Source organism: Proteus sp. NMG38-2 (genome assembly GCF_020640995.1).
Lineage (GTDB): Bacteria > Pseudomonadota > Gammaproteobacteria > Enterobacterales > Enterobacteriaceae > Proteus.
The window spans coordinates 3,084,361-3,108,742 of the sequence record NZ_CP085481.1 but is presented as its reverse complement, the minus strand read 5'-3'; the positions used below and the strand labels follow the sequence as shown (position 1 = coordinate 3,108,742).

Sequence of the window (24,382 nt, the reverse complement as noted above, 5' to 3'; positions counted from 1 at the left end):
AATCAATCACTTAGCGAGAAAGATCACAATAGCATATTACTCATAAAATTTGTGATTCACTGTATAGTATCACCTAACTGTAATATAGGAAGATACATAGCCATGATTAATGTACCAATAATCAATGCAATTATCGCCATTAACATCGGCTCTAACCATGTACTGATAGTATTTAATTGTTCTTCAAGCTGATGATAAAACCAATCACTTAATTGTTGACAAAAATAGAGTAACTGTCCTGAATTTTCTGCACAAATGATAAATTGATGGCAAATGGGTGGAAAATAAGACGCATTTTTCATAAATAAACTTAATGATTTTCCTTGCGTAATGTGTTCACTCATTTGTAATAGCTGGCGTTTATAAATGGGATGTGTAAGTTGTTCTATAATAATCGTTAAGCCTTGTAATAACGGTAATCCAGCTTGTTGTGTAATACTTATTATCTGAAAAATAAGATAGAGTTGATGGTATTTTAATAGCGTACCGAAATAAGGTAGATGAAGCAAAATAGCTTGTTCATAATAATAAAAGAGTGGTGAATAATGCCGGATAAAATGATAAAGCAATATTAGCCCAATAAAGGAAACGAGCATTATAAAAATATAGTTAGAAAACCATTTTGAGAAAGAAATTAATGCTAATGTTAAATCAGGAAGCTCAGTATTAAAGGCACTGTATAAGGATTGATATTCTGGTAGAACATATAACAACATAATACTGGTAATAGAAAATAAAATAACCAATAAAAAAAGTGGGTATTTAAAAGATTTTTTTATTTTTTTAACTATTTCTTGTTGTTTTTTTAATTGTGTTATTTGAAGTGTTATGACTTCATTTAACTTTCCACTTTCTTCGCCAATAAAAATAAAGCGTACTAATGAAAGTGGAAAATAAACGGGATAACGGCTTAACTGTTTTGATAATGTACCGCCTTGCATTAAGTTAAAAATAATATCATCTAATACACATTGCCAATGAACATAACGACACTCATTTTTTAATAGCGTTAAAGCAGGTAAAAGTGCTAAACCTGAGTGAAGTAATAATGCGAGTTGTTCAAGTAATTGAATACGATATTTTTTATCATTTTCTTGGAATATCACGATTTTGTATAAATGTATTTTTATGGGAATTTTTTGTTGCTGTACTAATTTAATAAAAACATCATTATTTGATGATGCGAGAATGTTTCCTGAACACCATTCGCCTTGATAGCTCAATGCATCGTAATGATAAATTTGCTGTAATCTCATTCAATATCCCCCAGTGTTTGATAAACCTCCTCAAGTGTTGTTATCCCTTGTTTTATTAATAGAAAACCTGAATGGAGTAAATTATAGGGAGATGCATGTGCTTGTTTTGTTGGTTCAAAACAGTCATAGATTGCCGTTCTTCCTTTATAGCCAGAACTGCATTGCTGGCAACCTATTGCTTGCCAATTCGGTAATTCAATGATTTCTTCATTGATATTAATCTGTTTTTTATTGGGTAAGCAGGTTTTACAATGTGAGCATAAACAGCGCACTAATCGCTGTGAAATAATCAAACTAATACAAGAGTGAATAAGATCTTTTGCAATGCCTAAATTATGTAGGCGCATTAAGGTGGCATCTGTGGAGTTAGTGTGTAATGTGGATAAAACAAGATGTCCTGTTTGTGCTGTTTTTATTGCCATTTCAGCAGTGGGGGAATCGCGAATCTCACCTACCATTATAATATCGGGATCTTGACGTAATAATGCGCGTAGTATTGTAGTAAATGTGATCCCCATTTTTTCACAAATCTGAATTTGATTAATACCATCTAGTGGTAATTCGATGGGATCTTCAACACTATTTATATTACGGTTATCTTTATTTAAATAATGTAAGCAACTATATAAAGTTAGTGTTTTTCCACTACCTGTTGGGCCTGTGACTAAAATCATACCTTGCGGTAAATTTAAATATTTTTTTAATAGTGTTAAATGAGATGGTTGAAATCCTAAATGGTTTAATTCAGGTTGTTGGAGGTTATTAATAAGGCGCAAAACGATTTTTTCACCATAAAGAGTGGGAAGTGTGGCTATTCGTATTGAATAGTTTTTATCATGATAAGACCAAGTAAATTGACCATCCTGAGGTAATCGTTTTTCTGTAATATTTAAGTTAGCCAATATTTTTAAACGTGTCACTATTTCTTCTGAAAATTCATCCGGAGGTGGAGAAAATAAATATAAATGGTTATCTATTCTGGCTCTAATTCTAAAATTGAATTGTTGAGGTTCAATATGTAAATCAGAAACACGCATTAAAATGCTATGGCGTAATAGATGTTCAATAAATTCTGTTGCTGAGTATGTGATATCCATTATTCACCTTTTTATATTTACTTTATTTGCGTTGTTTTAATACAGGAACATTCGATACGAATGCTCCCCAATATCCATAATGTATTAATATGATTTGAATATTTCAGTGCATTGCTTTTGTAACCTAGTATTAGTGGCGGAGCATTGTGTCCTCCATATAGGAAGATAATCTCCCGCATTTTTTTCTAAAGACATAACAATAGTTAGGCCTTCAAGTTGTGCTTTCCCGGTTGCATTAATGACACCATTTAATACGGATACTTCAGAAAGATATCGACTGCGAAATTGTGGTGGCATAAATGTTGAGTCAGAATCACAATGGTGAAGTTCATTTTCATAACGACATAATTCAACGGCTGAACGATAAGGGGAGAGCGTTTGCAAAATATCGGTTAAAGCCGCTTTTTGGATATAACCTTGATAAGCAGGAATAGCGACAGAGCTTAGAATAGAAATAATGGCAATGACAATCATGAGTTCCATAAGGGTAAAGCCATTTTCAGATGAGTGATAATTAAGTGCGTTCATCTAGCGTCCTCCTTGATTAATAGACACTAGAAGTATGAAAAAAAAGGACTTTATTGGCGAATAGATAAAATAAAATTTGAGTAAAATATCGAAAAGAAAACAGAGTTATACAAAATTAACCTTTATTATTGAGAGAAAGTTCGCATTTATTGATGAATATGAGTTAATAAAATTATTGATAATAGCTAAAACATAGTAAAAGAGGGTTGATGTGGAAATTAAACAAGGTTGGCTTATTGATGTAAGAAAAGTACCTTCACCAAATCATGATAAAAGGCCTGAAGGCGAAGCCCCCTCTTTACTGATTGTTCACAATATCAGTTTGCCACCAGGTCAATTTGGTGGGCCTTATATTGATAGGTTATTTACCAATACGTTATCAGAGGAAGATCATCCTTTTTTTAGTGAAATAATCGACTTAAGAGTATCTGCTCATTGTCTTATTCGGCGTGATGGTGAAATTGTGCAATATGTGCCTTTTACAGATAGAGCGTGGCATGCGGGCGTTTCTTTATATAAAGGTAGAGAAAAGTGCAATGATTTCTCTATTGGTATAGAGCTTGAAGGCACTGATAATTGTGATTTTACACCAAACCAATATCAGCAATTAGCCAAGATAACTCAATCACTTATTACGCTTTATCCTGCCATTAAAGAGAACATTACAGGGCATAGTGATGTTGCACCAAATAGAAAAACAGATCCAGGGCCTCACTTTGATTGGGACTATTTTCATAGTTTGTTAACGAAATAACAGAGATGAGTGAATTAAAATCTGATTGTAATGATTATTTATTCAATTAATTATTGCTGTCACGCTTCAGTTTGACTGTTTATGTGTTTAAAAAACGTTAAAAAATTTATTTTTAACGTTTCAGTATAATGCGATCTAGTTATCACTTTTGATGAATTTTTAAAATAATTTGTTAAAATTTGCAGGTTTTTATGATTTCGCTCAACAACTGTATGGACAGTTAGTGAATACTTTGTTACTTTATTATCCGTTATATTAAATTGGTATTACCAATTGACAACTCAATCACAAAGGTAATAGTTATCCAATAATGGCTTCCAGCAATATGGCTTATACAAAAATCCGTCAACCTAAGCTTTCTGATGTCATTGAGCAACAGCTTGAGCATCTGATTTTAGAAGGCACTCTGCGTCCAGGAGAAAAACTCTTACCTGAGCGTGAGCTGGCGAAGCAATTTGATGTATCCCGCCCTTCATTGCGTGAAGCTATCCAAAAATTAGAAGCTAAAGGTTTTTTACTTCGTCGCCAAGGCGGTGGAACATTTGTTCAGCATAATCTCTGGCAAAGTTTTAGTGATCCTTTAGCTCAACTGCTTAGCGGACATCCCGAATCTCAATTTGATCTCTTAGAAACGCGCCATGCCCTTGAAGGTATTGCGGCTTATTATGCAGCGTTACGCGGTACTAATGAAGATCTTGCTCGTATCAAGGCAAGCCATGATTGTATTTTGAAGGCCCACGAAAAGGGTGATTTGGTCGCTGAGTCTGAAGCTGTATTGCAATATCAATTAATTGTCACGGAAGCTGCTCATAATGTTGTTCTATTACATTTATTAAGATGCATGGTACCTATGCTTGAGCAGAATATCCGCCAGAATTTTGAGTTTCTTTACACTCGTAAAGAGATGTTAACTGCCGTAAGTGAGCATCGTAGTCAGATTTATCAGGCTATTATTAATAGAGAGCCAGAGGTAGCGCGTGAAGCTTCACATCGCCATTTAGCCTTTATTGAAGATGTTTTGTTGGATATGAGTCGTGAACATACTCGCCGTGAGCGCTCTTTGCGCCGGCTCCAACAACACCCTGATTTATTTTAGTAGCACAGATCCTGACCGCTGAGTCTGTACTACCTATCTCCCTGTGATTTTCAGGGATAGCGGTAATAACAGCAGGGTCTATCTTCCCGTCATATCAAATGGGTATAACGGGAAGATAGACTCCCATAACCATTAAAAACAGATAACAGATAAGGAATACACCATGTCAGATATGCTGAAAAATGACGTGGATCCGATCGAAACTCGCGACTGGTTACAAGCGATCGACTCGGTCATCCGTGAAGAAGGTGTTGAGCGTGCACAGTTCCTGATTGATCAGGTATTAAAACAAGCCCGTAATGGCGGTCTTAATATTGCTTTAGGCGGCTCTGTACACAGTGATTATATCAATACCATTCCTGCTGAAGATGAACCCGCTTACCCTGGCAATCTGGAATTAGAGCGTCGTATTCGTTCTGCTATTCGCTGGAACGCAGTAATGATGGTTCTGCGTGCATCCAAAAAAGATTTGGAACTCGGCGGACACATGGCGTCATTCCAATCTTCTGCAACGTTATATGAAGTGTGCTTTAACCACTTCTTCCGTGCTCAAAATGAAACTGATGGCGGCGACTTAGTTTACTTCCAAGGACATATCTCCCCAGGTATCTATGCACGCGCATTCTTAGAAGGTCGTTTAACAGAAGAACAATTAAACAACTTCCGTCAAGAAATTGGTGGTAAAGGTTTATCTTCTTATCCACACCCTAAATTAATGCCTGAATTCTGGCAGTTCCCAACTGTTTCTATGGGTCTGGGGCCTCTATCTGCAATTTATCAAGCTAAATTCCTGAAATATTTAAATCACCGTGGCTTAAAAGATACGACTAAACAAACTGTTTATGCGTTCTTAGGCGATGGCGAAATGGACGAACCAGAATCTAAAGGTGCAATCACCATCGCAGTTCGCGAAAAATTAGATAACCTGTGCTTCGTTGTTAACTGTAACTTACAACGTCTTGATGGCCCAGTTACAGGTAACGGCAAAATTGTTAACGAATTAGAAGGTATCTTTGCTGGTGCTGGCTGGAACGTTATCAAAGTAATGTGGGGCGATCGTTGGGATGAGCTTCTGCGTAAAGACACCTCTGGTAAACTCATTCAATTAATGAATGAAACCCTGGATGGTGATTACCAGACATTTAAATCTCGTGATGGCGCTTATGTTCGTGAGCATTTCTTCAATCGTTACCCAGAAACTGCTGCATTAGTTAAAGATATGACTGATGATGAAATCTGGGCATTAAACCGTGGTGGTCACGATCCGAAGAAAGTTTTTGCTGCATTCCAAAAAGCAAAAGACACTCAAAACAAACCAACTGTTATTTTAGCTCAAACCATTAAAGGTTATGGTATGGGTGAAACAGCAGAAGGTAAAAACATTGCTCACCAAGTTAAAAAAATGAACATGGATGGCGTTCACCATTTCCGTGATCGTTTCAATATTCCAGTTGCTGATGAGCAAATCAAAGACCTGCCTTATATTACTTTTGACAAAGAGTCAGAAGAATACAAATACCTGCACGCACGTCGTCAGGATTTAGGCGGTTACTTGCCAGCACGTCGTCCTCGTTTTGAAGAAAAACTGGATATTCCGACACTGGAAGATTTCAGCCAATTACTGGAAGAACAATCTAAAGAGATTTCTACAACTATCGCATTCGTTCGTGCACTGAACGTAATGTTGAAAAATAAATCTATCAAAGATCGTTTAGTTCCAATTATTGCTGACGAAGCACGTACTTTCGGTATGGAAGGCCTGTTCCGTCAAATCGGTATTTATAGCCCGAATGGCCAGCAATATACGCCTCAAGATCGTGAGCAAGTTGCTTACTATAAAGAAGACGTTAAAGGTCAAATTCTGCAAGAAGGTATCAACGAACTGGGTGCTGGCGCATCTTGGTTAGCAGCTGCAACATCTTACAGCACTAACAACCTGCCAATGATCCCATTCTATATCTACTACTCAATGTTTGGTTTCCAACGTATTGGCGACCTATGCTGGGCAGCAGGTGACCAACAAGCTCGTGGCTTCTTAGTGGGTGGTACTTCAGGCCGTACAACACTTAACGGTGAAGGTTTACAACACGAAGATGGTCATAGCCATATTCAATCGCTGACTATCCCTAACTGTATCTCTTATGATCCAGCATTTGCTTATGAAGTTGCTGTTATCATGCAAGATGGTTTAGAGCGTATGTATGGTGATAAACAAGAAAACGTTTATTACTACATCACTACACTCAACGAAAACTACCATATGCCAGCAATGCCAGCCGGTGTTGAAGAAGGTATCCGTAAAGGTATCTACAAACTGGAATCACTGGAAGGCGCGAAAGGTAAAGTTCAGTTACTGGGTTCAGGTTCTATTCTGCGTCACGTTCGTGAAGCAGCACAAATCCTGTCTACTGAATACGGTATTGGTTCTGATGTTTATAGCGTAACTTCATTCACAGAACTGGCTCGTGATGGTCAAGATTGTGAACGTTGGAACATGCTACACCCATCTGAAGCACCGCGTGTACCTTACATCGCTCAAATTATGAATGATGCACCAGCTGTAGCCTCTACTGACTATATGAAACTGTTCGCTGAACAAGTTCGTACTTATGTACCAGCAGATGATTACCGTGTATTAGGTACAGATGGTTTCGGTCGTTCTGATAGCCGTGAAAACCTGCGTCACCACTTCGAAGTTGATACTTCTTATGTGATTGTTGCTGCATTAGGTGAATTAGCTAAACGTGGTGAGATTGATGTGAAGGTTGTTGAAGAAGCAATCAATAAATACAACATCAACCCTGAAAAAGTAAACCCACGTCTGGCGTAAGAGGTAAAGTGAATGTCTATTGAAATTAAAGTCCCAGATATCGGTGCTGATGAAGTTGAAGTCACCGAAGTGATGGTGAAAGTGGGCGACCGTATTGAGGAAGAACAATCCTTAATTACTGTAGAAGGTGACAAAGCTTCTATGGAAGTCCCATCACCACAAGCGGGTGTAGTGAAAGAGATCAAAATTGCTGTGGGCGATAAAGTCCAAACTGGTTCTCTTATCATGATTTTTGAAGCAGAAGGTGCCGCGCAAGCTGCACCAGCTCAAGCCGCAGCTCCTGCGCCAGCAGCATCGCCTGCAACGGCAGAATTAAAAGAAGTTCATGTACCTGATATCGGCGGTGACGAAGTTGAAGTTACCGAAGTGATGGTAAAAGTGGGCGATAGCGTTGCTGAAGAACAATCGCTGATCACTGTAGAAGGTGATAAAGCTTCTATGGAAGTTCCAGCTCCATTTGCTGGCGTTGTGAAAGAAATTAAAATCGCAACTGGTGATAAAGTGAGCACAGGCTCTCTTATCATGGTATTTGAAGTTGCAGGTAGCGCACCTGTTGCTCAAGCAGCTCCAGCTCCAGCAGCATCTGCACCAGCAACATCTGCTGTGAAAGAAGTGAATGTTCCAGATATCGGTGGTGACGAAGTTGAAGTTACTGAAGTGATGGTTAAAGTAGGTGATTCCATCTCTGAAGAACAATCACTGATCACCGTTGAAGGTGATAAAGCTTCTATGGAAGTTCCAGCACCATTTGCAGGTGTGGTTAAAGAGATCAAAATTGCAGTGGGCGATAAAGTGAAAACTGGCTCACTGATCATGACGTTTGAAGTTGCCGGTGCAGCACCTGTTGCTCAAGCAGCACCAGCCGCACCTGCGCCAGCAAGTTCTGCACCAGCAGCACCTGCTAAAGCACAAGCAACTGCACCAGCAGCAAAAGAAGAATTCGTTGAAAATGATGCTTACGTTCATGCAACACCTGTTATTCGTCGCTTAGCGCGTGAATTTGGTGTGAATTTAGCGAAAGTGAAAGGTACTGGTCGTAAAGGCCGTATCTTACGTGAAGACGTTCAGTCTTACGTGAAAGAGTTAATTAAACGTGCTGAATCAGCGCCAGCAAATGCAGGTGGCGGATTACCAGGCATGTTACCTTGGCCGAAAGTTGACTTCAGCAAATTTGGTGAAATTGAAGAAGTTGAATTAAGCCGTATCCAGAAAATCTCTGGTGCTAACTTAAGCCGTAACTGGGTGATGATCCCTCACGTAAATCTGTTCGATGAAGCAGATATCACTGAGGTTGAAGAATTCCGTAAACAGCAAAATAAAGAAGCAGAGAAGAAAAAACTGGATGTTAAGATCACTCCGTTAGTCTTCGTGATGAAAGCAGCAGCAAAAGCACTGGCAGATATGCCACGCTTTAACAGCTCTATCTCTGAAGATGGACAGAAACTGATCCTGAAAAAATACATCAATATCGGCATTGCTGTAGATACACCTAACGGTTTAGTTGTTCCTGTTTTCAAAGATGTTAACAAAAAAGGCATTATCGAACTGTCTTATGAGTTAGCTGAAGTTTCTAAGAAAGCACGTGCAGGTAAACTGACAGCTGCGGATATGCAAGGCGGATGTTTCACAATTTCTAGCCTTGGTGGTATCGGTACTACCGGTTTTGCACCAATCGTTAACGCACCAGAAGTTGCGATTATGGGACTTTCCCGTTCTTCTATGAAACCTGTATGGAATGGTAAAGAGTTCGTACCACGCTTGATTCTACCAATGTCATTATCTTTCGATCACCGTGTGATCGATGGTGCTGATGGTGCTCGATTCATCACTCTGATTAATCAGTACATGAGCGATTTACGTCGTTTGGTAATGTAATTATTTAAACCGGTGCTTAGCGCCGGTTTCTCTGATTACGATGATGGATTTTACAGTCATACATCTTAGGTTGTGAGATCCGTCATGTTAGAGCGCTTTTCAGTTTATTAACATTTCTGTAAACTGCATGCGGTATGTAAGTCTCGGTGTTAAATATGGATTTTCGTCTGACTCGCCGGACAAATAAATAATGAGGTCACGATGAGTACTGAAATTAAAGCACAGGTAGTGGTTCTCGGCGCAGGCCCTGCGGGTTATTCCGCGGCGTTCCGTTGCGCTGACTTAGGTTTAGAAACAGTTTTAGTTGAACGTCACTCTACTTTAGGTGGTGTTTGTCTGAATGTGGGTTGTATCCCTTCTAAAGCGTTACTCCACGTTGCTAAAGTTATCGAAGAAGCGAAAGCATTATCTGAACATGGTGTTGTTTTTGATGCACCAAAAACAGATATCGACAAAATTCGCATCTGGAAAGACAAAGTTATTTCTCAATTAACCGGTGGCTTAGCGGGCATGGCTAAAGGCCGTAAAGTGACTGTTGTTAATGGCGAAGCACGATTCACTGGTTCTCATACATTGTCTGTTGAAGGTGGTGAAGGTACAACTACCATCACTTTTGAAAATGCAATCGTTGCTGCCGGCTCACGTCCAATCGAATTACCATTTATTCCACATGAAGACCCACGAGTATGGGATTCAACAGATGCGCTGCAACTGAAAACCGTACCAGAGCGTTTACTGGTTATGGGTGGCGGTATCATCGGTCTGGAAATGGGAACGGTTTATCACTCTCTGGGTTCTCAGATTGACGTGGTTGAAATGTTTGATCAGGTTATTCCTGCTGCTGACAAAGACGTGGTTAAAGTATTTACCAAACGTATCAGCAAGAAATTTAACCTGATGCTAGAAACCAAAGTAACTGCGGTTGAAGCAAAAGAAGATGGCATTTACGTAACAATGGAAGGCAAAAAAGCCCCAGCAGAACCACAACGTTACGATGCAGTATTAGTTGCTATCGGTCGTGTACCTAACGGTAAATTATTAGACGCAGGTAAAGCAGGCATCGAAGTTGATGATCGTGGCTTTATCCATGTTGACAAACAAATGCGTACTAATGTACCTCACATCTTTGCTATCGGAGACATTGTTGGTCAACCAATGCTGGCTCACAAAGGTGTTCATGAAGGTCACGTTGCAGCAGAAGTTATTTCTGGTAAAAAACATTACTTCGATCCTAAAGTTATTCCATCAATCGCTTATACTGAACCAGAAGTTGCATGGGTTGGTATGACAGAAAAAGAAGCGAAAGAGAAAGGCGTTAGCTATGAAGTGGCTTCTTTCCCATGGGCTGCATCAGGCCGTGCAATCGCATCAGATTGTGCTGATGGTATGACTAAACTGATTTTCGACAAAGAAACTAACCGTGTTATCGGTGGTGCAATTGTTGGTTCTAACGGTGGTGAACTGTTAGGTGAAATTGGTCTGGCAATCGAAATGGGTTGTGATGCTGAAGATATCGCATTAACTATCCACGCTCACCCAACGTTATACGAATCAATTGGTATGGCTGCGGAAGTATTTGAAGGTAGTATCACTGACCTGCCAAATCCAAAAGCGAAAAAGAAAAAATAAGCGACTTTTTACTGGAAACGGTTTTGCTGAAAATAGCTTTACTGAAAACAGTTTACTAAAGTAGTTTAAATGATAAGGGCTAAGTTCTTTATGGAACTTGGCTCTTTTTTTATATTTTTTATTGAAATGCTGATCGTCTTCTACTGTGTGATGCTGGTTATTTTGTGTGATTGATGTTTATTTGGCCGCAAATTTTACTTTAGTGCTAATTTGAGGATGAAAAAAACTATAAAAAGTGTGGTTATTAACCAAAATCTTGGTTAAAAGTCTCTGTTATATATTTTGTTTAAGTGTTTTAATCTGAATAAGTGGATATTTGAATCTGATTAATGTTACTTTTATGTGAACGAATTAACATCGTGTTGAAGATTTGCTATGCTGATAGCCCTTAGCTGGGCATAATTTCACAACCTATTATGTTTTATGCGAGCAAAAGATCCTCTGACCTGGCACCTTATTAACAAGGTGCAGACAGCCGGGTTATACAAAATGACAAAGAAGCGAGGAGACAGTCGTGCTAGAAGAATACCGTAAGCACGTAGCAGAGCGTGCAGCTGAAGGTGTCGTTCCAAAACCTCTCGATGCCACACAAACAGCCGCACTTGTTGAGCTATTAAAAAATCCCCCTAAAGGTGAAGAAGAATTTCTTCTTGATTTAATTGTTAACCGTGTTCCACCCGGAGTTGATGAAGCTGCCTATGTTAAGGCGGGTTTTTTAACTGCCCTCGCGAAAGGCGAAACCACATCACCTCTTATCTCGCCAGAAAAAGCCGTTGAATTATTAGGTACCATGCAAGGTGGCTATAATATTCATGCTTTAATTGAATCTCTGGATAACAACAAATTAGCCCCAATTGCAGCCAAAGCGCTTTCTCACACATTACTGATGTTCGATAACTTCTATGATGTTGAAGAAAAAGCCAAAGCAGGCAATGTGTATGCTAAACAGATTATGCAATCTTGGGCTGATGCAACATGGTTTACTGAACGTCCAGAATTAGCAGAAAAAATTACTGTTACCGTATTTAAAGTCACTGGTGAAACCAATACCGATGACTTATCTCCAGCTCCAGATGCTTGGTCTCGCCCAGATATCCCATTACATGCTTTAGCTATGTTAAAAAATGCGCGTGAAGGGATTGAACCAGATCAACCGGGTAGTGTTGGTCCTATCAAACAAATCGAAGCATTAAATAAAAAAGGCTTCCCACTAGCTTATGTTGGTGACGTTGTAGGCACTGGTTCTTCTCGTAAATCAGCGACAAACTCCGTGCTTTGGTTTATGGGGGATGATATTCCATTCGTTCCTAATAAACGCGGTGGCGGGGTTGTTCTCGGTGGTAAAATTGCACCTATCTTCTTTAACACAATGGAAGACGCAGGTGCATTGCCTATCGAAGTTGATGTTTCTAAATTAAATATGGGTGATGTCATTGATATTTACCCATATAAAGGTGAAATTCGTAACCATGAAACGAATGAGTTACTGGAAACCTTTGAGTTAAAAACCGAAGTATTAATTGATGAAGTTCGTGCTGGTGGCCGTATTCCATTAATCATTGGTCGTGGATTAACATCAAAAGCGCGCGAATCACTAGGTTTACCAGTTAGCACACTGTTCCGTCATGCTAAACCTGTTGCAGAAAGCAACCGTGGTTTCTCACTAGCTCAGAAAATGGTAGGCCGTGCTTGTGGTCGTACAGGTATTCGCCCGGGCGAATATTGCGAGCCAAAAATGACCTCAGTAGGTTCACAAGATACAACAGGTCCAATGACTCGTGATGAGCTAAAAGACTTGGCGTGCCTTGGTTTCTCTGCTGATTTAGTAATGCAATCATTCTGTCATACTGCGGCTTATCCAAAACCGGTAGACGTTACAACGCATCACACTTTGCCTGACTTTATTATGAATCGTGGTGGTGTTTCACTGCGTCCGGGCGATGGTATTATCCACTCATGGTTAAATCGTATGTTATTACCTGATACTGTTGGTACAGGTGGTGACTCGCATACTCGTTTCCCTATTGGTATCTCATTCCCAGCAGGCTCGGGCCTAGTGGCTTTTGCTGCAGCAACTGGGGTTATGCCATTAGATATGCCAGAATCTGTTCTGGTTCGTTTTAAAGGCAAAATGCAACCGGGTGTGACACTGCGTGATTTAGTTCATGCTATTCCTTATTACGCAATTCAAGATGGTTTACTGACAGTTGAGAAAAAAGGTAAGAAAAACATTTTCTCTGGTCGCATTCTTGAGATTGAAGGCTTACCAGAGCTGAAAGTAGAACAAGCATTTGAGCTTGCTGATGCATCAGCAGAACGTTCAGCTGCGGGTTGTACCATTAAACTGGATAAAGCGCCTATCATTGAGTACCTCCAGTCTAACATTATCTTATTGAAATGGATGATATCTGAAGGTTATGGCGATCGTCGTACTATTGAACGTCGTATTACTTCAATGGAAAACTGGTTGAAAGATCCGCAATTACTTGAAGCGGATGCTGATGCAGAATATGCCGCAGTGATCGAAATTGATTTAAATGAGATCAAAGAGCCAATTCTATGTGCGCCTAACGATCCAGATGATGCTCGCTTACTATCTGAAGTGGCAAACAGCAAAATTGATGAAGTGTTCATTGGTTCTTGTATGACTAACATTGGTCACTTCCGTGCTGCGGGTAAACTGCTTGATCAACACAAAGGTCAATTACCAACACGTTTATGGGTTGCTCCACCAACAAAAATGGATGCGGCACAATTAACGGAAGAGGGCTATTATAGCGTCTTTGGTAAGAGTGGAGCACGTATCGAAGTACCTGGTTGTTCACTGTGTATGGGGAACCAAGCGCGTGTTGCTGATGGTGCAACTGTTGTTTCAACCTCGACACGAAACTTCCCTAACCGCTTAGGTACAGGTGCAAATGTGTATCTTGCTTCAGCAGAACTTGCGGCAGTTGCGTCATTATTAGGTCGTTTGCCTGAGCCACAAGAGTATCTCGACTTTATGAATAAAGTTGATGAAACCGCAGAAGATACTTATCGCTATCTGAACTTTGATCAACTTGCTCAATATACAGATAAAGCAGACCAAGTTATTTTCCAAACAACGGTATAACGATTAATTTATTGCTTTAAACGTATTTAATATGAACAAACGGGAGGCTAATACCTCCCGTTTTTTGTTATTTTTGTCATAATAAGAATAAGGTATTTTTTTATTAAAAAAGCGGTAGCTTAATAAGGGGCGTACACCATGGACTATGAATTTCAGCGAGACCTCACTGGCGGTATTCTAGCCCGTTTTTCGATGGATCATGAAGCGATAGGCTATTGGCTAAATGATGAAATTCAGGGCGATATTAGTCTGATAGATCAAATTCTTGAAGAGATGGATGGTATTAAAGGCAGTGAAAGACAGTGGGAGCTAATTGGTAAAGAATATAGCCTTTCGATTGATGATGAAGAAGTAATGATAAGAGCCAATACTTTGCATTTTGAAACAGATGAAATGGAAGAGGGCATGAGCTATTACGATAACGAAAGTATCTCTTTTTGTGGTTTAGATGATTTTGCTACCATGCTACAGAAATATCGGTTATTTATTCTGGAAAATAAAGAAAATTAACAAATACTATATATTTTTTGAATAAATCTGCCACAATATATTACTGAATTGCTATTCTTCTATTATATTTTTAAGATTTAAAAGGTGGTCTAATGAATGAATTACCTGTTAGTTTAGATGAAGCATCAGGTTGGTTTGCCGCAAATCAGGATCTCTTTATTCAATATGCTGTGAATATTGTAGCCGCATTTTTGATCTTATTTATTGGTCTTTTTGTCGCAAAAATGATCGGTAAAGGTGTCGCAAGAGTTCTTACATTGCGTCATATTGATGCTACTGTTGTGACATTTTTATCTGTTTTAGTTCGTTATACTGTTGTTGCTTTTACCTTAATTGCCGTATTAGGACGATTAGGTGTTCAAACTGCGTCGGTTATCGCGGTATTAGGTGCTGCTGGTTTGGCGGTTGGTTTAGCCTTACAAGGATCACTATCTAACTTTGCAGCGGGCGTATTAATTGTTATCTTCCGTCCGATCCGCACAGATGAATATGTCATGATTGGCTCTGTAGAAGGTACGGTAAGAGATGTACAAATTTTCTCTACCACATTACGCTCAGCCGATGACAGAATTATCGTTATTCCAAATAGCAAAATTATCAGTAGCGAGGTTATCAACTTAACGCGTGAGCCTAATCGCCGTACACAAATTATTGTCGGTGTGGCTTATGATGCTGATATTGATAAAGTAAAACAAGTACTGGGTGATGTTGTTGCTAAAGACAAACGTATTCAACATGATAAAGGTGTGACTATCCGTTTACATGAAATGGCACCGTCTTCATTAAACTTTGTGGTACGTGTTTGGACAACCAATGGAGATGCATGGCCTGTTTATTGGGATTTGATGGAAGATTTTAAACGCGCATTAGATGCGAATAATATCGGTATTCCATTCCCACAAATGGATGTTTATATGCATCAAACACCAAGTGCGACGGCAAAAGCAGAATAGTCTCACAAGAATTGACTAGTCCTGATATAGGTTGACAACTTTTCAGGCATAAAACGCTCGATGTACTTCATCGGGCGTTTTATAGTTTAACGATAAGTGTGGCCGTTTTTCATTATAGAGTTGAATTGATTCTTCTACTAATTTTCTTGCTTGTTCTAGATTACTCGGTTTTATCAGTAGATACTCCATTTTTAATATTCCATTAATTCGTTCTGCTAAGGCATTTTGATAACAATCATACCCATCAGTCATAGAACATTGAATATTATGCTCTTTATGTATCTCCTGATATTCCGAAGAACAATACTGTATCCCTCGATCTGAATGATGGATTAACGAAGTTGTCGAAGTCCGTTTTTTTAACGCCTGAACCAACGATTTCTTCACTGAACTTGTTTTCATATTGTTATCTAAATGATATCCCACGATTTTTCGTGAATACGCATCCGTAATTAAACTTAAATAAGTATCACCTTCATGCGTCGATAAATAGGTAATATCTGCCACCCAAAGCTGTTCTGGTTGTGTGGGGATAAACCCTGACTTAATTAAATTAGGATGCCGATGAAAACGATGATGGCTTAAGGTTGTTCGATGATAAGCCCGTTTATTAGGCACCAGTAACTGATGTTCTTTCAATAAAGAAAATAGCCGATCACGACCAATAACCATCTGTTTTTGCTTTAAAATAAAATGTAATTTACGCCCACCCAGTCGAGGTTGTAAGACTCGTTCAGATTTAACAACATCAATAATGGCCGAATCTGCTTTCTTTCGTTCCTCAGTTCTATCCAGCCTCTTGTAATAAGCCTGTCGGCTGATCTGCATAAAACGGCAAGCAATTGTTACGGTGAGGTTTTTAACCGTTTTTTCTTTAATAACTCGGCTTTGCGCTTTTTTGACAAACGAACTCCAAAGTCTCTATCCATGACTTTAACCACAGCTTCGAAAAAATCGGATTTAAGCCGAGCTTCTTCAAGTTCCTTTTCAAGGATCTTAATGCGTTGTTCCGGCGTTTGTTGTTTAGAAGATTGGGTCATAGCTGAACCTCTATAAAAAGTATCAGGGGTACCGTTTGACCAATCTAACCTACCATGTTTACGAAGCCAAACTAAAACAGTAGAGCATCCTTGTATACCATAGTGATCTTGGGCTTGTTTATAGGTTATTTCGCCTTTTTCAACTTGGTCAACAAGCTGTAATTTAAAAGCGAGAGAATAATCGCGTTGAGTCCGTTTAGTGATTGGTTTCATTACATTCTCCAATTTCAGATTGGAAAAGTGTCAACCTTATTTAGGACGGGTCAAATAGATGATATAGAGCCACGTTAATAGCGTGGCTTTTTTGTATGATAAGAAATAAGAAAGGAAGAATAATGAGATAACACAGACTATAAAAGGGATTAAGTATTAAAAATGGAGATAATCTTAAGGAGTTTCTTTTTTGTTTTTCATTATGCTGATGGCTATCTTGTTTTTTCTTTGGCGCTATTATTATTGTGGTATTCACATAAAGTAGCTAAAAAGCGAACACGTATTATCTTATTTATTACTGCATTAATTGTGGTAACACCTCATGTTACTATCTGGTCTAATTTTATTTTTATTCTATTAATGAATATGGTTATTTCATCTTATTAACCTTACTGAAATTATTATTTTTATCTATTTTATGGCCATTAGTTTTTCTTATTATCAATAAGAATGATTCATTTCCTCTAATATCAAAATCCCTCTATTATTCAGCTAATATCTAACGAATAATTATTAAGGTATTTTGCATGTTTACAACTTTTTTTCAGGGTTTTTTATTGAGTGCAGCCATGATTTTACCTATAGGTGCTCAGAATGCTTTTGTTTTACAGCAAGGGAGTAAAAAACAATTTCATTTAATGAGCGCATTTTTATGCGCTTTAAGTGATGTTGTATTAATAACAGCAGGTGTCTTTGGTGGCAGTGCATTGCTTAGTCAATCAGAAACACTTTTATTATTGATCACATGGGGAGGAGTGGTATTTTTACTTTGGTATGGTTGGAAAGCATTTAAAACAGCTTTTTCAAAAGATATCGAATTATCACAAAGTGAAAATCAGGTAAAAAACCGTTGGCGTGTGATTGTGACATTAATTGCCGTAACTTGGCTTAATCCTCATGTTTATTTAGATACTTTTGTTGTGATAGGCAGTATAGGTGGACAATTAACCACAGAGCTTCGCCCTTGGTTTACAATTGGTGCGGTATTTGCCTCTATAAGTTGGTTTTTCGCATTATCACTACTTGCGGCTTGGTTTTCTCCAATATTAAGCAAAACACACTCTCAACGCATTATTAATATGTTTGTAGGATGTGTGATGTGGTTTATTGCTGTTCAATTAGTAGCACAAGGATGGAAAACTCTCTTTTAATCTTAAAGAACTTTACATCATATATGCTAATGTTCTTCTTAGTCCTAAAAACAGGACATTAAAATTAATTTTGTCAGGGGGTTTTTTGTGAAATTAAGAGCGATTGCATTAGCATCCATGTTTACGCTGGGATTACCTTCCATTGCGCTAGCTGCTTCGGAGCCAGAAGGACCACATATTACAACATCGGGTAATGCGACAATTAAAGCAGCTCCTGATATGGCGACATTAAATATTCAGGTTAATGAAAGAGCAAAAGATGCGGCTCAGGCTAAGAAACAAGTCGATGAGCGTGTTGCAAAGTATTTTGCCTTCTTAAAAGAAAATGGTGTTGTGAAGGAAGATATCGACGCTGCTAATATCCGTACTCAACCAAACTATGAGTATGATAAAAAAGCAGAGCGTTCGGTGATTAATGGTTATACAGCAACACGTACTGTGAATGTCAAAATTAAGAAATTAGAACAGCTTAATACGTTACTTGATGGCGCATTAGCGGCTGGTTTAAATGAAATTAATAACGTTGAGTTTGGCGTAAATAATCCAGAACAATACAAAGTAAAAGCACGAGAAGTGGCCATTAAAAATGCCATTGATCAAGCAACTTCTGTTGCAAAAGGTTTTGGTGCTGATTTAGGTGCAGTCTATAGTGTAAGCTATCGTGCGCCAGAAGCGACACCTTATCCAATCGCACAAGTACGTATGGATGCAATGGCATTAAAAGCTCAAGCACCAGCAGCAGTGCAAGAAACTTATGAACAACAAAGTATCGAATTTAAAGATTATGTGGATGTTGTTTTTGAACTAAAACGCACTAAATAATTATGTTACGGTAAAAAAAATAGGCTTCTTAGAGAAGCCTATTTTTTGTGTTAAAAGATGAAATAGCCGTGCTACTCTTCACCTTGTTTTAAAACCTTACGGCCAAAATTAATCAGTGCATCTGTCACTTTTCTCATCGTTCTACTTTCTGGTGCAAAACGATGCCAATAAAGCATACGCCGCTGGCAAAGTCCCGGAGTTAAATCAACCAGCTCTCCACTCTTTAGCTCATTAGCAATTTGTAGATGAGGGATCATGCAACATGTCGAACCTTGTTTTGCTAATTGCACAAATGCTTCAGAAGAATTAACGATATGGCAAGGTACGCTACCCGGAGATAAACCAAAGTTTTGCTGTAAAAATGCTTGATGCATATCATCAAGATGGTCAAATGCGACTGCAGGGGCTTTTAATAACGATGACTTAGTTACGCCATTTGCAAAATAACGCTGAGCAAAATCAGGAGAGGCCACAAATAGATAATCAAGAGCGCCTAATTGATCAACAAGGCAACTTGGTAATGCTTGTGGCTGAATACTGATTGCACCAACTACTTCGCCTCTTCTTAAGCGTTCTTGTGTTCGCGTTTCATCTTCAACTTGTATATTAAGCCGAATAGGCAGTTGTGTTAAAACTGGGTGCAAAGCGGGTAATAACCACGTTGCTAAACTATCAGCATTCACCGCCAAAGAGAGTAAAAGCGGTGTGGAGCCACTATTTTCATCACCTAACCATTGTTCTTCAAGTAATTCTACTTGATGCAATAATGCCAATAGTTTTTGCCCTTGCTCTGTGGGCTTAGGGGGAACAGTTCGCACTAATAATGGTTGGCCGAATAAGTTTTCTAATTGTTTAATACGCTGTGAAACGGCAGATTGTGTAATACATAACTTTTGTGCAGCTCTTTCAAAACCACGTTCGCGAATGACGGCATCAAGGGCTTGTAATGCTCGATAATCAGGGCGTTTCATTAACAGACTCTCTTTGATTTTATATTCTGTTGCTTACTATGCCATATTTTTTGTTGTAATGAGTTAAAATGTTGCTTCTCAGTTTTTGATGTGTCTCGTGCTAGTTTTGAATGCAATATGCTATTCTTAGTCCATTAACGTGATAAATAAGGTTTTTTTAAATGACTCAGGATGAATTGAAAAAAGCAGTAGGTTGGGCGGCGCTTGAATATGTAAAACCCGGTACTATCGTGGGAGTGGGAACAGGCTCCACAGCTTCTCATTTTATTGACGCATTAGCGACAATGAAAGGTCAAATTGAAGGTACGGTTTCAAGTTCAGAAGCATCAACAGCAAAACTAAAAAGTTACGGCATTCCTGTTTTTGACTGTAATGAAGTCGATTCTTTAGATATCTATGTTGATGGTGCTGATGAAATCAACCACCATATGCAAATGATCAAAGGTGGCGGAGCTGCATTAACGCGAGAAAAAATTATTGCAGGTGTGGCAAAAACATTTATCTGTATCGTTGATGAATCTAAACAAGTGGATGTATTAGGTAAATTCCCTCTACCTGTTGAAGTTATTCCAATGGCGCGCTCTTATGTAGCTCGTGAATTGGTTAAATTGGGTGGTTTGCCCGAATATCGTGAAAACGTGGTAACAGATAATGGAAACGTTATTTTAGATGTTCATAACTTAACAATTCTTAACCCTATTGAACTGGAAAATAAAATTAACAGTATTCCAGGCGTGGTTACAGTAGGATTATTTGCTAATCGTGGTGCAAATGTCGTTTTAATGGGAACATCTGAAGGCGTTAAAACTATTAAGTAAGATGACTAAAAAGAGGTGGCGATGGCGACCTCTTTTTAAAATTATTTTAGAAACTGCAAATTCAGTGATATATATCACACCATAGTTATATCTCTCTTTAAAATCCTGCCTTTTTCAAAGTCAAAATCATTTTACTCGGTAGAAAATCGCTTTCTTTATCGCTTATTCTGCCATCACTGCAATCGGTTGTATTGCCACAAACTCTATTTTTGTTATGTTGTTGAGACAGGATTTTGTTTTTCATTAAATGTAACAACGATAGGGCAGGGTAAATGGTCAAAGTATCTTTGGAAAAAGAAAAGATAAAGTTTCTACTCCTTGAAGGTGTGCACCAAAGTGCAGTAGAAAATTTAAGAGCTGCGGGTTATACCAACATTGAATATCACAAAGGTGCGTTATCGGACGAAGAATTAAAAGAAGCTATCCGTGATGCACGTTTTGTTGGTCTTCGTTCCCGCACTCATTTAACAGAAGAAATTTTTGCAGCCGCTGAAAAATTAGTTGCTGTAGGATGCTTCTGTATTGGGACCAATCAAGTTGATTTAGATGCGGCAGCTCGTCGCGGTATCCCTGTTTTCAATGCGCCTTTCTCAAACACCCGTTCCGTGGCTGAGATGGTGCTAGGTGAATTACTGTTATTACTGCGCCGTATTCCGGAAGCCAACGCGAAAGCACATCGTGGTGTTTGGGATAAGCAAGCCAAAGGCTGTTTTGAAGCGCGTGGTAAAAAACTAGGTATTATTGGTTATGGCCATATTGGTACACAGTTAGGTATTTTGGCTGAAAGTGTCGGTTTAGATGTTTATTTTTATGACATTGAAAATAAACTGCCACTGGGTAATGCAACACAAATTCGTCATCTGTCTGAACTATTGAATATGTGTGACATTGTCAGCTTGCATGTACCAGAAACACCATCAACAAAGAATATGATTGGTCATGAAGAAATTCAGCGCATGAAACCAGGTTCAATTCTTATCAATGCTTCTCGTGGTACAGTGGTTGATATTCCTGCATTAGCACAAGCGTTAGAATCAAAACATTTATCTGGTGCTGCCGTTGACGTGTTCCCATCTGAGCCAGGTGCAAATAACGATCCTAACGATCCGTTTGTCTCTGAACTTATTAAATTCGATAACGTGATATTAACGCCACATATCGGTGGTTCAACACAAGAAGCGCAAGAAAATATTGGTTATGAAGTTGCAGGTAAATTAGCTAAATATTCAGATAATGGTTCTACGCTATCTGCGGTTAACTTCCCTGAAGTTTCATTACCAAGCCACGGCGATGATGTAAACCGTTTACTGCATATTCATGAAAACCGCCCAGGTATGATGAATAGCATCAATAATGTGTTTACTGAACAAAACATCAACGTGGCAGCACAATTCCTGCGAACTTCAGGCAATGTCGGTTATGTTGTGATTGATATTACAACGCAAACCAAGGCTCAAGCAGAGTTAGTGTTGCAAAAAATTAAAGCATTACCTGGTACTATTCGTGCTCGTATGTTGTACTAATTATTGATGTAATCATCAGTAAAATATTGAAGGCTCGGTATTTCGAGCCTTTTTTGTTTTTTAAACATTATTATTGAATTTGCTGTTTCCATAATTGGTAATAAAGCGCTCTATTTTCAAGCAAATTCGAATGTGTTCCTTCTTCTAATATCCGTCCTTTATCCATGACATAAATATAATTTGAATGTGCTAAGGTATTGAGACGATGTGCAATACTAATCACGGTTCTGTTTTTACAAATCTGAGGTAAATTTGCCAAAACTTGCGCTTCAGAGATGTAATCTAATGCTGATGTGGCTTCATCTAAAATAAGAATACGTGGGTTTGTTAATAAAGCTCTTGCCAGTGCAATACGTTGGCGTTGCCCTCCTGATAAATTAGCTCCTCGCTCTCCGACTTGAGTGTTAAATCCCAAAGGAAGTTGCTCAATAAACTCTAGAGCGCCTGCAAGTTGGCATGCTTCTATTAATTCTCTTTCATTTGCATTGGGCTTTGATAAACGAATATTTTCGATAATAGATCCACTAAATAAAAAACTTTCTTGTAAAACAATGCTAATACTTTGGCGTAATGAGAGAGGATCGGCGATAGCCAAATCCATGCCATCAATATAAATTTGTCCTTGTTGAGGCGTATAGAGACGTTGAATTAAACGTGTAACGGTACTTTTTCCTGAGCCAGAGCGACCGGTAATACCAATAAATTGTCCAGCAGGAATAGAAAACGAGAGAGATTCAATAACATCTGGCGTATGAGCGGTATAACGAAAATAGACATTTGAAAAATCAATACGACCTATGATTTGGGGTACTGTTGCTAATCCATAATATTGATGTTCTGTCGGCGTATTTAAAATTTCACCGATACGACGTAGAGAAATCGTTGCTTGTTGAAAATCCTGCCAGCATTGTGCTAAACGTAAAATAGGTTGTGTGATATGCGCAGTAAAGAGATTAAATGCAATAAGTTCACCCACGGTCATTTGTGCATTAATAATTAAATTAACACCTTGCCACAAAATAATCGCCGTTGTGATTTTATGAATGATAAATATAAGCTGCTGAGCTAATAAAGTTTTTTTAGTAGCTGAAAACCGTTTGTTAATATGGTCGGTGAGTTTATATTGCCATTTGTCGATAAAGCGATTTTCTGTTGCTGTAATTTTGATAGTTTCTATACCGTTCATTGTTTCGGTTAATAGGCTGGTATTATCAGCATTAGCTTGATATTCCTGTTCAACCCAATAACGAATAAGAGGGCCAAGGATCAGCCAAAGTGTAAAATAAATAATTAATGCCCCTAACGTTACCCAAGTTAATGGTGCGGAATAAGTAAACATTACAGAAATAAACACAATAATAAAAATCAGGTCGAGCACTAACATTAATGCGGAACCAGTAATAAATTGACGAATATGTGAAAGCTCTTGAATACGAGCAATTATTTGGCCTGACTGTCGCTGATTAAAAAAAGCACTCGGTAAGCGAATAAGATGCTGATAAATTTTTCCTGAAAAATCGGCACTAAATTGGCAAGAAATAAATGTATACAATTTGTCTCTTAGAAAAAGATAAACAGGTTCGGTAATTGCTATTAAGAGTAATAAATAACCCAATAGATGTAAGTTTGATAAATTTCTTCCAGTTAATACCTTATCAATTAATGTTTCAAAAATTAAAGGGTTAACTAATGCGAAGAGTTGGCTACAACATGATAAAATAAAAATCAGTAAGAGTGATTTTTTTTGTTTTAAAATAGTAGAAATAAACCAATTAATATTAAATTTATTACGCAATGACCTGTGTTGTTGATTGCTTATTAATACTATACTTAATTTTTGTTTTTTATCTATTCTATATTCAATGGTAATATTGCTTTCGAGATCGAATATTATCAAAAACTTTTCATTTTTTTCTTTTAAAACATACCATTTGTTATTTATTTCAATAAGGGTATCAATAAGATGATGTTTTTTACTCTCATAATCAATAATATCGAATTTACAGTTTAAATTAAGTAATTGAGCTGCTTCTAGAATGTTCCATTCATTAAATGAAGTATCATTTCCAAGAAAATGAAAAATGTTCTCCCTTTTTATGTTTCTATTATTTTTTTTAGAAAAGTAAATTAATCCATCAATAATAGAGCAAGGATATTGTTTCATTTTTGCTACATTAGTTATATTTTTCATGATATTAAATACC

General features: G+C 38.1%; 19 protein-coding genes. 13 read left to right on the top strand and 6 right to left on the bottom strand.

The window, feature by feature from the left end; all coding sequences use genetic code 11:
- Positions 1 to 56 precede the first annotated feature (56 nt).
- The 3 genes from LG402_RS14820 to ppdD form a co-directional block, all read right to left on the bottom strand.
- Positions 57 to 1,256 (bottom strand): type II secretion system F family protein, encoded by a 1,200-nt coding sequence (locus LG402_RS14820; RefSeq protein WP_166540873.1) that lies wholly within the window; start codon positions 1,254 to 1,256, stop codon positions 57 to 59.
- Positions 1,253 to 2,353: an ATPase, T2SS/T4P/T4SS family gene (locus LG402_RS14815; RefSeq protein WP_227335840.1), complete on the bottom strand. Its 1,101-nt coding sequence runs from the start codon at positions 2,351 to 2,353 to the stop codon at positions 1,253 to 1,255. Before LG402_RS14815 ends, LG402_RS14820 begins: the two co-directional genes overlap by 4 nt.
- A gap of 84 nt (positions 2,354 to 2,437) precedes the next feature.
- Complete coding sequence (gene ppdD, locus LG402_RS14810) at positions 2,438 to 2,881, bottom strand: prepilin peptidase-dependent pilin (RefSeq protein WP_109407448.1); 444 nt, start codon at positions 2,879 to 2,881, stop codon at positions 2,438 to 2,440.
- Between the two features lie 211 nt (positions 2,882 to 3,092).
- Here ppdD and ampD point away from each other — a divergent pair, with 211 nt between their 5' ends.
- The 8 genes from ampD (at position 3,093) to mscS (ending at position 15,640) form a co-directional block, all read left to right on the top strand.
- Positions 3,093 to 3,635: a 1,6-anhydro-N-acetylmuramyl-L-alanine amidase AmpD gene (gene ampD / locus LG402_RS14805; RefSeq protein ID WP_227335839.1), complete on the top strand. Its 543-nt coding sequence runs from the start codon at positions 3,093 to 3,095 to the stop codon at positions 3,633 to 3,635.
- Between the two features lie 325 nt (positions 3,636 to 3,960).
- Positions 3,961 to 4,731 (top strand): pyruvate dehydrogenase complex transcriptional repressor PdhR, encoded by a 771-nt coding sequence (gene pdhR, locus LG402_RS14800; protein ID WP_166540924.1) that lies wholly within the window; start codon positions 3,961 to 3,963, stop codon positions 4,729 to 4,731.
- Between the two features lie 163 nt (positions 4,732 to 4,894).
- A complete protein-coding gene (gene aceE / locus LG402_RS14795) occupies positions 4,895 to 7,561 on the top strand; it encodes a pyruvate dehydrogenase (acetyl-transferring), homodimeric type (RefSeq protein WP_109407446.1) in 2,667 nt (888 codons plus the stop codon).
- A gap of 12 nt (positions 7,562 to 7,573) precedes the next feature.
- Positions 7,574 to 9,436 carry a pyruvate dehydrogenase complex dihydrolipoyllysine-residue acetyltransferase gene (gene aceF, locus LG402_RS14790; RefSeq protein ID WP_227335838.1) on the top strand — a complete coding sequence of 621 codons (1,863 nt, stop codon included), beginning with the start codon at positions 7,574 to 7,576 and terminating at the stop codon, positions 9,434 to 9,436.
- Positions 9,437 to 9,637: 201 nt separating this feature from the next.
- On the top strand, positions 9,638 to 11,065 hold the full coding sequence (gene lpdA / locus LG402_RS14785; RefSeq protein ID WP_072063363.1) for a dihydrolipoyl dehydrogenase: 1,428 nt from the start codon (positions 9,638 to 9,640) through the stop codon (positions 11,063 to 11,065).
- 514 nt (positions 11,066 to 11,579) lie between these two features.
- Entirely contained in the window at positions 11,580 to 14,177 is a 2,598-nt protein-coding gene (gene acnB, locus LG402_RS14780) for a bifunctional aconitate hydratase 2/2-methylisocitrate dehydratase (protein ID WP_166540870.1), read from the top strand.
- Between the two features lie 138 nt (positions 14,178 to 14,315).
- On the top strand, positions 14,316 to 14,687 hold the full coding sequence (locus tag LG402_RS14775) for a YacL family protein (RefSeq protein ID WP_109407443.1): 372 nt from the start codon (positions 14,316 to 14,318) through the stop codon (positions 14,685 to 14,687).
- Between the two features lie 92 nt (positions 14,688 to 14,779).
- Complete coding sequence (gene mscS, locus LG402_RS14770; protein WP_166540869.1) at positions 14,780 to 15,640, top strand: small-conductance mechanosensitive channel MscS; 861 nt, start codon at positions 14,780 to 14,782, stop codon at positions 15,638 to 15,640.
- A 42-nt stretch (positions 15,641 to 15,682) separates the two neighbouring features.
- Here the strand turns inward: mscS and LG402_RS14765 are convergent.
- Positions 15,683 to 16,893 (bottom strand): IS3 family transposase gene (locus tag LG402_RS14765; RefSeq protein WP_227335837.1). Its coding sequence is split into 2 segments (ribosomal slippage): positions 15,683 to 16,551 and positions 16,551 to 16,893, totalling 1,212 coding nucleotides; the frame shifts between segments, so codons are not numbered across the junction.
- 162 nt (positions 16,894 to 17,055) lie between these two features.
- On the opposite strand from LG402_RS14765, the gene LG402_RS14760 reads away from it, so the two are divergent.
- From LG402_RS14760 to LG402_RS14750, 3 genes are all read left to right on the top strand, one after another.
- Positions 17,056 to 17,280, top strand: a complete 225-nt coding sequence (locus LG402_RS14760) for a hypothetical protein (RefSeq protein WP_166540868.1) — start codon at positions 17,056 to 17,058, stop codon at positions 17,278 to 17,280.
- A 140-nt stretch (positions 17,281 to 17,420) separates the two neighbouring features.
- Entirely contained in the window at positions 17,421 to 18,044 is a 624-nt protein-coding gene (gene argO, locus LG402_RS14755; RefSeq protein ID WP_166540867.1) for an arginine exporter ArgO, read from the top strand.
- Between the two features lie 87 nt (positions 18,045 to 18,131).
- Complete coding sequence (locus tag LG402_RS14750) at positions 18,132 to 18,866, top strand: oxidative stress defense protein (RefSeq protein ID WP_227335836.1); 735 nt, start codon at positions 18,132 to 18,134, stop codon at positions 18,864 to 18,866.
- A gap of 71 nt (positions 18,867 to 18,937) precedes the next feature.
- Here LG402_RS14750 and LG402_RS14745 read toward each other — a convergent pair whose 3' ends face one another.
- A complete protein-coding gene (locus tag LG402_RS14745) occupies positions 18,938 to 19,837 on the bottom strand; it encodes a LysR family transcriptional regulator ArgP (protein WP_166540865.1) in 900 nt (299 codons plus the stop codon).
- 161 nt (positions 19,838 to 19,998) lie between these two features.
- Here LG402_RS14745 and rpiA point away from each other — a divergent pair, with 161 nt between their 5' ends.
- Entirely contained in the window at positions 19,999 to 20,655 is a 657-nt protein-coding gene (rpiA, locus tag LG402_RS14740; protein WP_072063358.1) for a ribose-5-phosphate isomerase RpiA, read from the top strand.
- 272 nt (positions 20,656 to 20,927) lie between these two features.
- Positions 20,928 to 22,178: a phosphoglycerate dehydrogenase gene (gene serA, locus LG402_RS14735; protein ID WP_109407437.1), complete on the top strand. Its 1,251-nt coding sequence runs from the start codon at positions 20,928 to 20,930 to the stop codon at positions 22,176 to 22,178.
- Between the two features lie 70 nt (positions 22,179 to 22,248).
- On the opposite strand, the gene LG402_RS14730 is transcribed toward serA, so the two are convergent.
- The gene (locus LG402_RS14730; protein ID WP_227335835.1) at positions 22,249 to 24,369 is read right to left on the bottom strand and encodes a type I secretion system permease/ATPase; all 2,121 of its coding nucleotides are present in this window, start codon (positions 24,367 to 24,369) and stop codon (positions 22,249 to 22,251) included.
- Positions 24,370 to 24,382 lie beyond the last annotated feature (13 nt).